Source organism: Streptomyces sp. NPDC005485, assembly GCF_040606085.1.
Taxonomy (GTDB): Bacteria; Actinomycetota; Actinomycetes; order Streptomycetales; family Streptomycetaceae; genus Streptomyces.
In genome coordinates, this window is record NZ_JBEXDZ010000026.1 from 63,278 (window position 1) to 75,006 (window position 11,729).

10 protein-coding genes and 1 pseudogene are annotated in these 11,729 nt (G+C 69.4%); 6 read left to right on the plus strand and 5 right to left on the minus strand.

Annotated features, from left to right (window positions below):
- Positions 1–40: 40 nt before the first annotated feature.
- Positions 41–835 (plus strand): helix-turn-helix transcriptional regulator, encoded by a 795-nt coding sequence (locus tag ABZS97_RS12025; RefSeq protein WP_356136468.1) that lies wholly within the window; start codon positions 41–43, stop codon positions 833–835.
- Positions 836–978: 143 nt separating this feature from the next.
- Here the strand turns inward: ABZS97_RS12025 and ABZS97_RS12030 are convergent, their stop codons facing one another.
- The 3 genes from ABZS97_RS12030 to ABZS97_RS12040 form a co-directional block, all read right to left on the minus strand.
- A complete protein-coding gene (locus ABZS97_RS12030) occupies positions 979–1,410 on the minus strand; it encodes a hypothetical protein (protein ID WP_356136470.1) in 432 nt (143 codons plus the stop codon).
- A gap of 232 nt (positions 1,411–1,642) precedes the next feature.
- On the minus strand, positions 1,643–2,644 hold the full coding sequence (locus ABZS97_RS12035) for a winged helix-turn-helix domain-containing protein (RefSeq protein WP_356136472.1): 1,002 nt from the start codon (positions 2,642–2,644) through the stop codon (positions 1,643–1,645).
- A gap of 84 nt (positions 2,645–2,728) precedes the next feature.
- Positions 2,729–3,676, minus strand: a complete 948-nt coding sequence (locus ABZS97_RS12040) for an NADP-dependent oxidoreductase (RefSeq protein WP_356136474.1) — start codon at positions 3,674–3,676, stop codon at positions 2,729–2,731.
- Positions 3,677–3,866: 190 nt separating this feature from the next.
- On the opposite strand from ABZS97_RS12040, the gene ABZS97_RS12045 reads away from it, so the two are divergent.
- From ABZS97_RS12045 to ABZS97_RS12055, 3 genes are all read left to right on the plus strand, one after another.
- Entirely contained in the window at positions 3,867–4,202 is a 336-nt protein-coding gene (locus ABZS97_RS12045; protein WP_356136476.1) for a helix-turn-helix domain-containing protein, read from the plus strand.
- 258 nt (positions 4,203–4,460) lie between these two features.
- On the plus strand, positions 4,461–5,441 hold the full coding sequence (locus ABZS97_RS12050) for an alpha/beta hydrolase (RefSeq protein WP_356136490.1): 981 nt from the start codon (positions 4,461–4,463) through the stop codon (positions 5,439–5,441).
- Positions 5,442–5,458: 17 nt separating this feature from the next.
- A complete protein-coding gene (locus ABZS97_RS12055; RefSeq protein ID WP_356136478.1) occupies positions 5,459–6,178 on the plus strand; it encodes an alpha/beta hydrolase in 720 nt (239 codons plus the stop codon).
- Positions 6,179–6,275: 97 nt separating this feature from the next.
- On the opposite strand, the gene ABZS97_RS12060 is transcribed toward ABZS97_RS12055, so the two are convergent.
- Together ABZS97_RS12060 and ABZS97_RS12065 are read right to left on the minus strand one after the other, a co-directional pair.
- Positions 6,276–6,797: an RICIN domain-containing protein gene (locus tag ABZS97_RS12060; RefSeq protein WP_356136480.1), complete on the minus strand. Its 522-nt coding sequence runs from the start codon at positions 6,795–6,797 to the stop codon at positions 6,276–6,278.
- A 214-nt stretch (positions 6,798–7,011) separates the two neighbouring features.
- Positions 7,012–7,881: pseudogene (locus ABZS97_RS12065) on the minus strand (family 43 glycosylhydrolase); the annotation flags it as partial.
- 149 nt (positions 7,882–8,030) lie between these two features.
- Between ABZS97_RS12065 and ABZS97_RS12070 the strand changes: the two are divergent.
- Together ABZS97_RS12070 and ABZS97_RS12075 are read left to right on the plus strand one after the other, a co-directional pair.
- Complete coding sequence (locus ABZS97_RS12070; protein WP_356136482.1) at positions 8,031–9,968, plus strand: glycoside hydrolase family 97 catalytic domain-containing protein; 1,938 nt, start codon at positions 8,031–8,033, stop codon at positions 9,966–9,968.
- A complete protein-coding gene (locus ABZS97_RS12075; protein ID WP_356136484.1) occupies positions 9,965–11,674 on the plus strand; it encodes an acyltransferase in 1,710 nt (569 codons plus the stop codon). Before ABZS97_RS12070 ends, ABZS97_RS12075 begins: the two co-directional genes overlap by 4 nt.
- The last annotated feature ends 55 nt before the right edge of the window (positions 11,675–11,729 follow it).

The following is an 11,729-nucleotide window of genomic DNA, read 5'->3' on the forward strand; positions in this document are numbered from 1 at the left end:
TTCATGGCGCGCGGCTCCACGATGAGTACGCTCGATGACCATGCATACGATCGGGGAGCTCTTACGGCAGTGGCGGCATCGCCGACGACTCAGCCAACTCGATCTTGCGATCGCAGCCGATGTCTCGGCTCGTCACGTCAGCCTGGTCGAGACGGGCAAGTCCAACCCGAGCGCCGAGATGGTCCTCCGGCTCGCGGACCAGCTCGATGTGCCGCTGCGTGAGCGCAACCGGCTGTTGCTCGCGGCGGGCTTCGCACCCCGGTACGCCGAGCGGTCGCTCGACGACGGCGCGCTGTCGGCGGCCCGGGACGCGGTCGAGCGGGTGCTTCGTGCGCATGAGCCGTACCCGGCGGTGGCCTTCGACCGCCGGTGGAACATCGTGATGACCAACCGTGCGGTCGAGCCGTTCTTCGCGGACGTCGATCCCGCCCTGCTCCGGCCGCCGATCAACCTGGTGCGTCTGGGACTGGACCCGCGAGGATTCGCTCCCCTGGTCGTCAACCTGGCCGACGTGCGCGTGATGTTCCGCTCCCGCATCAGACGTCAGCTCGCCGCTGCTCCCGACGCCGAACTCACCGCGCTCTATGAGGAACTGCTGGAGCCCGACTCCGAGGACGCTTCGCGCCGATCGGTCGCATCCGATGTCGTGATCCCGATGATCCTCCGTTTCGACGGACGAGAGCTTCGGCTGTTCTCGACCATCACCACGTTCGGTACGCCGATGGACATCACGCTGGACGAGGTCGCGATCGAGTCGTACTACCCGGCGGACGCGGAGAGCGCAGCCTACTTCCAGGCGTCCGACGGCGGCGCCCGAGCAACCGCCTGCCCCTGATCGGCGCCGCGGCGGGCCTGGCGGTGCGGCTGTCCGGCATGGACAGCCACACCGCCGGAAGGCGCGAGCCCGGCCGCGCTCAGCGAACCGGGGGCCCTCCACAGATCAGTAGATCTGTCTTGCTCTTCAGGCGGTAGGAGCGATCAGGGCCGCCAGACAGGCTTGCAGAGCAGGTCCCTGAGATTGCCGTCATCGAGGCAGACGCGCACGAGTGCGGCTCCGCCGGGGACATCGGCCGGAACCTGGAAGCTGAAGTTCTTGGACGTACCGCACGCCGTGTCGGAAGAGGCGGAGCCGGCCGAGCCCAGCTTCTCGCCGGCCGCGTTGTAGGTGTACGCCCAGGTGCGCCGGCAGTACTCCGGGCCGGCCGCGCTCACCGACTTGTGCGTCCCCGTCACCACGACCGACCGGTTGTACCAGGTGATCGTGCCCGTCGTCCACGTGTTCCCGACCGTGATGGGGCCGTAAGGGGTGACGGGGTAGTCGGCGACCTGAGCGCTCGCGGCGGGAGCGCCCAACAAGGTGCCCGCGGTCAGCACGACGGAACCGAGAGCGGCGGCGAGATGAGTCTGCATATGAACTCCAGGATGGGGCGGGTGAGTTGGGATGAGCCGGTTGCGGCTTCACATCCTGGGCGGGCCGGCCACCTGCGGCCCATCTCTTAAGCCAGGGCTTAAAGGGGGCCACGTCAGCAGGCGCGGCGACTCGTGCACCTCGTCCCGTCGCGCACCTCGTCACGAGAACCAGGTGGCACCCGAGCGGGGCGACGCTCGGCCCGCCGGGCTGATGCCGCTGCGCTCCCGGGGCTCACCGCTCCGTCAGGGCGCCGGTTCGCAACAGGGCCAGCCCGAGGGGGGTGATGAGGTGCAGCACGGACCCGCCTCGGCGACTGGTGGTGATGAGGTCCGTGTTCCGCAGCACTGTGGCGTGCTGACTGGCCGCTGCGGCCGTGACATCGAGACGGCGTGCCAGCTCGGTCGTCGTGCAGCCTTCCGCTGTCACCCGCAGTGCGGCGGCTCGCGTACGGCCGAGCAGGGACTCCAGGTTCCGGACGGTGGAGCCGTCCGGTTCTGCCGGTCCGGTACCGGTCAGCGGCCGGCGCAGGGCAGGTACGGTCAGCCGGGGTGGCTGGGCGGTGTCGAGCGGGTCCCACAGGAAGCTCACCGGGTGCTTCGAGAAGACCGTGGGCGTGATGATCAGTCCCCTGCCCCGAAGGCGCACCTCGACCTGTCGCGGGTAGGGAGCTTCGAGCACCGGCGGACGCCAGCGGACGAGTGGTGCGCAGACGGAACGCAGCAGCAGGTCGATGCCTCCCTCCAGCACCAGGTTCGCGCAACGGGTGGAGAGCGCGACCAGTTCGGCCCGTCCACGGTCCCAGTAGGGCTCCACGGTCAGCCGATGGCATGCGCGCACGGCCTCGGCGAGCTCCCGCCGCGCGTCGCGGTCCCCCTCGGACACCCGCCTCGCCCATGACAGGTGTCGGGGATGGAAGTCGAGACCCTCGAACTCGCGTCGCAGCCGGGACGCCGGGGCGTGCAGCAGGTTGTCCACGGCGTGGTCCGGAGAAGGCACATCACCCATCAGGGCCAGCAGATCAAGTCCCGGACCGCGCACCGGAACCAGGGATGTCAGGGGGCGCGTGTCCGCTCCCATCCGGCCCGCGACCGCCGACCGCCATGAGCGCAAGTGAAGAAGGTCCCGCTTCTCCCTCAGCAGCTCCAGGCTGTAGTAGATCTCCGCCGCGACGCCGATCGTCGCGGCCACCCGTGTCCGGGCGAGGTCTTCCGCCGTGAAGTGAATGCGTAACACCAACCGGGCCCCCTGTCACCGCGATAGAGCGCGTGAGCGCACCCTCAGCATGCCCCACCGGGCACGCCTCAAGGTGCCTCCCGATCACCAAGGAGTGAGAACGATCTTGCCTTGAACATGGTTGGTCTGGCTGAGTTCGTGCGCCTTGGCCGCGTCCTCCAGCGGCAGGACTTGATCGACGACGACCCGGAGGCTGCCGCGTTCCACCAGATCGGTGATGCTCTCCAGATCGGCGCCGGACGGGGTGAACCCGAACTCGACGAACCGCAGACCGCGCGCCCTGGCCTGCTCCCGGACGGCGGTTCGGTCGGGTCCGGTGCCCCGCACGTCGATGAGGATTCCACCCGGCGTGAGCGTGTCCAGCGATCGGGGTCCGTAGTCGCCGCTGATCGGGTCCAGGACCACGTCGATGTCATGGGTGACCGCTGCGAAGTCGGTGGTGGTGTAGTCGATGAGTTCGTCGGCGCCCAAGTCCCGCAGGAACGCGTGTCTGCTCTCCCGGGCGGTGCCGATGACGTAGGCGCCGCACGCCTTGGCGATCTGCACGGCGAGATGGCCGATCCCGCCGGCTGCCGCGTGGATGAGCACCCGCTGCCCGGTGCCGACCGCGGCGACCCGCACGAGCGGCTGCCAGGCGGCGAGCGCCGCGACCGGCAGTGCCGCGGCGTGCACATGGTCGATACTCGCCGGCGCGGCGGCAAGCGCTTCGACCGGTGCGACTACGTACTCGGCGTAGGTGCCGTGGGGCGGAAATGCGCAGCCGTACACCTCGTCGCCGGGCCGGAATCGCGTCACCTGCTCGCCGACCGCCTCCACCACTCCGGACAGATCCAGTCCCAGAGTGAACGGCGGGTCACCGAACTTGCGCACCATTCCGGAACGGATCCTCCAGTCGGCCGGATTCACTCCGGCCGCGGAGACGCGGACCAGCGCCTCGCCCGGACCCGGCGTCGGCAGGGCGGTCTCGACGAGCTCCAGAACTTCGGGGCCGCCGTAGCTGCGCTGGCTGACCGCACGCATACGGGTGGTCATACGGGCACTCTCCTCCGGTTGTTGGCCGGCTCGGCCGATTTCGATCACCATCCTCGACCACAGCGGTTTCTCTTGTGAAGTAGGCACCTGATTGATATCTAGGTACCTCATGGAAACCATCAGGAGTGAGGCCTCCGAGGCGTGGGCCGCCACCTACCGCCGTGATTGCCCCTCGCGCACCGTTGTCGAGATGTTGGCCAACAAGTGGGTGTTGTACGTCCTGGCGGCGCTCCGTCGGCAGGAGCGACCGATGCGCTTCAGCGAACTGCGACGCCTCCTGGACGGGATCACACAGAAAATGCTCACCCAGACCCTGCGCGCGCTGGAACGCGACGGCCTCGTCAACCGCACGGTCTACCCCACCGTTCCGCCACGCGTGGAATACGGACTCACCGAGCTCGGAGTCGAGGCCGGTCGGCTGACCAGCGCCATCGGCGCATGGTCCGTGGAGCACGCCCGGCAAGTCCTGGCAGCGCGCCAGAACTTCGATGATCGGGCAGCCGCCGCACCAGAACCTGTTCGATAACCGCCCCGGCCGGAGAGGTCGCCGGTCCGTGTGTGACTTCGGGCGTCGTTCCGCGCTCTGCGCAGGGCGTTTTTCCGTGCGCTGCGGGACCCGCACGTTCCGTGCACTGTGGGACCAGCAGCAGTGCACTCGTGGGCAACGTGTGCCCGCGGAATGGATTTAGCGTGAGGGGCGACGGTCCGCGGCACTCTGCGTCACTTGTTCGTGCAGCTTGCCGCCGGAAGGACCGGCACACCGATGAAACCTCTGGAGATGCACATGTCCCACTCCGTCGAACCGGTTCAGCCGGTTCAGCCGGTTCTGGAGCCCGCGGCTGCCGCCTTCGCGGAGGCGACCGCCAATCCGCCGTACCTGTTCGACCTGGCCCCGGCGGAGGGACGCAAGGCGGTCGACGAGGTGCAGTCCTCGGAGATCGAGAAGCCCGCCGTCGACGAGGAGTGGATCACCGTCTCGGGCGGCCCGACGGGCAGCGTCCGAGCACGCATCGTCAAGCCGGCCGGTGCCGAGGGCACCCTGCCGGTGATCCTCTACATCCACGGTGCTGGCTGGGTGTTCGGCAACGCCCACACCCATGACCGCCTGGTGCGCGAGCTCGCCGTCGGCGCGAACGCGGCCGTGGTCTTCCCCGAGTACGACCTCTCGCCCGAGGCGCGTTACCCGGTCGCCATCGAGCAGAACTACGCGGTCGCCCAGTGGGTCGTCCAGCAAGGCGCGGCGAAGGGCCTCGACGGCGCGCGGCTCGCCGTGGCCGGAGACTCCGTCGGCGGCAACATGAGCGCCGCGCTGACCCTGATGGCCAAGGAGCGCGGCGACGTCCCGCTGGTGCAGCAGGTGCTGTTCTACCCGGTCACGGACGCGAGCTTCGACACCGGTTCCTACCACCAGTTCGCCACCGGCTACTTCCTGCGCCGCGACGGCATGCAGTGGTTCTGGGACCAGTACACGACCGAGGACGCCGAGCGCGCCCAGATCACCGCGTCCCCGCTGCGCGCCACCACCGAGCAGCTCACCGGGCTGCCCCCGGCCCTGGTCATCACCGGTGAGGCCGACGTGCTGCGCGACGAGGGCGAGGCGTACGCCAACAAGCTCCGCGAGGCCGGTGTCCCGGTCACCGCCGTGCGCTTCCAGGGCATCATCCACGACTTCGTCATGCTCAACGCGCTGCGGGAGACCCACGCCGCCGAGGCCGCGATCACGCTGGCCACCGGCACCCTGCGCGCCGCCCTGCACACCGCCTGAACACGGGAGATCTGCACATGACCACCTCCATACCCACCGTCGTCCTGATCCACGGCGCGTTCGCCGACGCGACCAGCTGGTCCGGCGTCATCACCGAACTCCAGAGCGAGGGCATCCCGGTGATCGCCCCGCCCAACCCGCTGCGCGGCCTCGCTGCCGATGCCGCCTACGTCGCCTCCGTGGCCGCCCAGATCGACGGTCCCGTCGTGCTCGTCGGCCACTCCTACGGCGGCGCGCTGATCACCGTGGCCGGCACCACGGAGAACGTGGTCGGCCTGGTCTACGTGGCCGCCTATGTCCTCGAAGAGGGCGAGAGCCTCGGCGAGCTGCAGGGCCGCTTCCCCGACTCGCCGCTGGTCAGCAACCTGAAGCAGTGGACGTACCCCGTCGCGGCCGGTGACCCCGCCGCCGAGGTCACCATCACCGCGGAGGCCTTCCCGTCCGTCTTCGCGGCCGATGTGCCCGCGGACGTCACGAAGGTCCTGGCGGTCGCTCAGCGCCCGCTCGCGGCCGGTGCGTTCACGGAGACGGCCTCCGCCGCCGCGTGGCAGACCAAGCCGTCGTGGGCGCTGGTCGCCGGCGCGGACCAGGCCATCAACCCGGAGGTCGAGCGCTTCGGCGCCGAGCGGGCCGGCGCGACCGTCGTCGAGATCGCGGGCGCCTCGCACGCCGTCGCCGTCTCGCAGCCGAAGGAGGTCGCCGCCCTCATCCTGGACGCCGTACGCGCGGTCGGCTGACCGTTCGGCGATCCGCCGCTGCCCGAAGCCCCGGTCCGCTCGAAACGCCGAGCGGACCGGGGCTTCGCCGCCGCACGGCGACCGACCCTGTGACAGGTCAGGAAATGCTCCACTGCTGGTTGCTCGCGCCGGTGCCCGTCTCCTGGTCCACGGCCGCGCCCTGGGTGGTCGAGCCCGCGACACCGATGTGCAGGTCGCTGCCCACCCCGGTGAGCATGTACGTGCTGCCGGTGTAGCTGCCGACCAGGTCGAGGAACCACTGCTGGTTGGTCCCGCCGTTGCAGGTCCACTGCTCCAACTGGACGCCGCCGTCGGTCGATTGGTTGGGCACGTCCAGGCACAGGCCGCTCTTCACGCTCTTGAGCGTGTAGACGTTGTCCGCGACCTTCGTCAGGGTCCATTGCTGGTTGGCGCCGCCGTTGGACGACCACTGGATGATCTTGGCGCCCTTCGCCGTGGAGCCGCTCGCCACGTCCATCGCCATCGAGCTGTTGCCGTTGGTCAGCGTGTGGACCTCCGAGGAGGGCAGCCCGCTGTCGGCGGTCCAGGTCCCGGCGTCGGCATCGAGGGACCAGGTGGGGTACTGACCGACGTTCACCGTCGTGCCCCTGATGGTCATCGGCAGCCAGATCAGTTTGGACGAGCCGAGGTCGGAGGTGTCCCAGCGGTCGCCGGCGTAGAGGTACGTGGTGCCGGAGGTGCCCTGGACGGTGATGACGTTCGCCGTCTGGCTGCCGTAGGTGTGGGTGCCCGGGAGCGGCGAAGTTCCGGAAGGCCGACCATGGGCCGCTCAGCGAGGTGGCGGTGGCGTAGATGTTGTCGTTCAGACTCCAGCCCGTCAGGTGGGAGCCGAACGCGTAGTAGGTGCCGTCCTTCTTGATCATGGCAGGCGCTTCGACGCTGTTGCCGCCGCCGGCGCCGAGTACCGCCACCGCGCTGTCCACGGACAGGCAGTCGGCGGACAGTTTGTCGATGCGCAGGCCGTCGTTGCGGTCCTCGCTCAGCAGATAGGCGGTGCCGTCGGTCTCCTGGAACAGGCCGAGGTCACGGCTGAGGTTGGCCAGCGGCCGGAAGCTGCCCCGGTAGGTGTACGGGCCGCACGGGGTGCTGCTGGTCGCCACACCGACCTTGCCTCGGAGTAGTTCGTGCTGTCGATGTGCATGTACATCACGTACGTGCTGGTCGACTTGTTGTAGATGACCTTGGGCCGCTCCACGACGCGGCTGGGGCCGAGGTCCCCGCTGCTCTGCCTGCTCAGGGCCTGGCCCTGGTAGCTCCAGTCGGCGAGGTTGGTCGAGGTGTAGCAGGTGATGTCCTGGAAGGACGTGTCCGACGAGGTCTCGCCGGTCTTGTCCTCGCCGAAGCCGTACCAGGTGTCTCCCACCTTGATGATGCCGAGGCCGTGCAGCTGCAGGGTGTTGCCGTTCTGGTCGGTGCGTGCGCCACCCGTGGTGAAAGACACCGTGGCGGCGTGCGCCTCGGTCGCCGGAAGCAGGAGGGCCGCGACGCCGCCGAGCAGCGCCAGAAGGGCGGCGCCGGCTCTGCGCCATCGGCCGGCCGGCAACGAGATGTTCCCTTGAACATGCTGTTCCCTCTCCGATCCGAGCAGGCGGGTCCCTGCCACCTGGCGGGGACCAATGAGAGAGGTGAGGGAACCATGACGTCAAGAATTTCGATCGATTTTGTTTGTTCTTGACCCCCATCCGCTCTGTCCGAAATTTCGACCATCCGTCCTGTGTGTATGAGGGGTTGACGCTACGGATGATGAGACGTTAGAACTTCGCCGCAGCCAGAATCTGTTACTTGCTGGTCGAGTTTGTTTGAATGGGCCTGCTGTAGCGAGGAGAACGCCGTGACCGTTCCAGAACGCCGGGAGCCCTCCCGCCGAGGGATCCTCAAAGGCGCCGCCGTCACCGCCGCGGCGGCCGCCCTGGGCGTCGGGGCCACGCATCCGGCCGAGGCCGCCGACGCCTCTGTCACCGCCACCTCGCTCGACGGCGCCACCAGCATCACGATGTCGCTGACCGGCGGTGCGCTGACGTGGTCGGCCAGACGCGATGGCGTCACGGTCGTTGACACCTCCGCCATGGGCCTGCGACTGAGCGACGGCACCACCCTCGGCACCGACGTCGCAGTGACGAACTACCAGCACTGGCATGTCGACACGACGTGGAACCCGGTGTACGGGCGCAACGCGACCGTCTCCGACACCTACCAGGAGATGCGCTGGAACCTGCGGGACACCGCCACCTCCGTCAACTTCGGGGTGCAGATCCGGGCCTACGCCTCAGGCGTCGCGTTCCGCTACGTCCTGCTCGACCGGGGCCCCGTCACCGTCGCCGGCGAACTGACGACCTTCGTCTTCCCCGACGGCACGCTCGTCTACAGCGCGCGGGACGAGGACGCCTACAACCCGGTGGCGCCTGGTTCCGTCCCGTCCACCGGAACCTCCTCCACGGACACCGGCCCGCTGACCGACCTCCCGCTCACCACCACCTACGCCGACGGGCTCATCGCCTGCGTCTGCGAGTCCGCCAGGATCAACTACCCGCGCCTGATGCTCAGTTCCGTCTCCGGCAACGCCAACACCCTTGCCGCGTACCTGATGCAGCACACGGCGCGCGGCTCCGGAACGGTCCGGACGACCTCCACCGTCACCGCACCGTTCGCCACGCCCTGGCGCGCCGTGGTCATCGGTTCCACCCACGCCGAACTGGTCGACAACGCCGAACTGGTGCTCAACCTGGCCCCGGCGGGCGCCCTCGCCGACACCTCCTGGATCAAGCCCGGGAAGGTGTTCCGCTGCAACCTGACCACCGCCGACGGACTGGCGGGCGTCGACTTCGCGGTCGCCCGGGGGCTGCAGTACATCGAGTACGACGCCGGGTGGTACGGGCCGGAGAACAGCACGACCGACGCGACGCAGCCGATCTCCACGATCGACCTGCCCACGGTCCTGTCCTACGCGGCCGGCAAGGGAATCGGCGTCCTCCTCTACGTCAACCGCATCGCCCTGAGCAGCCCGGACACCCTGTTCGCCCTCTACCGCAGTTGGGGCGTCGCCGGAGTCAAGCTGGGCTTCATCAACGACGGCACCCAGGCGATGACGAACCAGATCATCACCTGGGCCACGACGGCGGCCAAGTACAAGCTGCTCATCGACACGCACGACGACGTCCGCCCGTTCGGTTACGAACGCACGTATCCCAACTGGATCAGCCTGGAGGGCGTGCGCGGCAACGAGCGCTTCCCGACCGCCGGCCACAACGTCACCCTGCCCTTCGCCCGCAACATCGGCGGACCGATGGACTACACGATCTGCTACGGCCAGTCCCGGGACCAGACGACCAACGCCCACCAGATGGCGATGGCCGCGGTGTACTACCAGCCCCTGAACTTCCTGTACTGGTACGACGCTCCGTCGAAGTACGCCACCACGTCGAAGTGGCCGGGGCTGCCCTGGTTCGACGCCATCCCCACCGTGTGGGACCAGAGCCGAACCCTCGCCGGTTCGATCGGCGAGTACATCGCCGTCGCCCGGCGCAGCGGCAGCACCTGGTACCTGGGGGCGATGACCGACGAGACGGCCCGAACCCTCTCGATCCCGCTGACCTTCCTCGGCAGCGGCAGCGGCACCTACACCGCCACGGTCTACGCCGACGGAACGCCGGGCAGCAGCCCCTACCAGACGCCCGTCGTCGTGAGCACACGGACCGTCACCTCGGCGAGCACACTGAGCGTGGCGATGGCCGCCGCGGGGGGCCAGGCCGTGGTCCTGAGGCCGAGTTGAGCACCGACCAGGAGGAATCAGGCGTGCGGCACTTCGACCACTGCCCCTGGCTGTTCGCCGATGAGGCGACCGAGGAACAGCGTGCCGCCCAGCGCGAGCGGCAGCGGGCGATCGGTGGGGACAGCGAGGTCGGTGAGCGGTGCTACGTCGCCGAGTCCGCCGCGGTGTTCCCCGACCGGCTGCGGCTCGGCGACGACTCCTACATCGCCGCTCACGCCTACGTCACCGATGAACTGACCACCGGCACCGACTGCACGCTGAACCCGTTCGCCACCGTGCGGGGCACCGTCACCCTGGGCAACGGCGTACGGATCGGGGCGCACACCTCACTGCTCGGCTTCAACCACTCCATGGCACCCGACCGTCCCGTCTTCCAACAGCCCCACACCAGCCGGGGGATCACGATCGGCGACGACGTGTGGATCGGCTCGCACGTGGTCGTGGTGGACGGTGTCACCATCGGCGACCACTGTGTGATCGGCGCCGGTGCGGTGGTGACCAGGGACCTGCCGGCCTGGACAGTGGCCGCCGGGAACCCGGCACGTCCCTTGCGAGATCGCCGCGGTGCCAAGGCATCCCCCGCGCCCTCCGGCGCCGACTCTCTCACCCGGTTCGCGGACACCACCCGCGCTCAGGCCGCCGACATCCTCGCCCGGTGCTGGGACGGCGACCGGTACGTTGACCGTCCCGGGGCGACGCCGACCCTCCGGGCGCACTGCGACGCCGTGGAGATCGCCGACCTGTTGACGGGCTCGGCCCCGGAGCAGTTGACCGCGGACGAACACGGCAAGCGGTTGAGTGCCGCCCAGGACCCGGACACCGGACTGACGCCGGAGCTCGGCGAAGTGCTGCCGGCGCCCGACGAGGACGGCTTCGTCGGGGACGGTCCCGCGCTCTACCACCTCCTGTCCGCCGGCTACGCCCTCGACCTGCTGGGCCTGTCCTTTCCCCATCCGGTGCGCGGCACAAAGGAAATGACGAGCCGTCAACTCGTCACCCGGCTTGACGGGCTGCCGTGGCAGGAGGGCGCCTGGGGAGCCGGGGCCTGGATCGACGCATGGGCCACCGCGGCACACTGGAACCTGCGGCACGAGGGAGAGGGCGGTGTGCATCCCGGTGCGCTGGAGTCACTGTTCGGCTGGCTGCTGACCCGGGTCGACCCGTGGACCGGGATGTGGGGCAGCCCGTCCGCCGAGACCGGCCGCCTCCAGGTCGTCAACGGCTACTACCGGCTCACCCGCGGCTCGTTCGCCCAGTTCGGGCTGCCGGTTCCGCATCCGGAACGGGTGGTGGACGCGGTCCTGGACCACGCCCGTGATCCCCGGCACTTCGGCGCCGGCCGGGACAACGCGTGCAACGTGCTGGACGTGGCCCACCCTCTGTGGCTGTGCACCCGGCAGCTGGGAAACGGGAGCCGGGGTGAGGGCTACCGGTCGGCGGACATACGTTCCTGGGCCGAGAGCAGGCTGGCCGCGATCCTGCCCCGCTGGCAGGACGGCCGAGGGTTCGGCTTCGGCCCCGGACCGGCGGGCCCCGGCCCGGAAGCAGGGCTCCAGGGCACCGAGATGTGGCTCGCCATCATCTGGTACCTCGCCGACCTCCTGGGCCGCACCGACGCCCTCGGCTACCGCCCGCGCGGCGTCCACCGACCCGAACCGGCCCGGTCCACGGTCCGCAACGACACCGGAGCGCCGACGGCGCGGTGACGCCCGGCAGAGGCAGACGCACGGCCGGCCGGGTGGGGTGGACCAACCCGGCCCT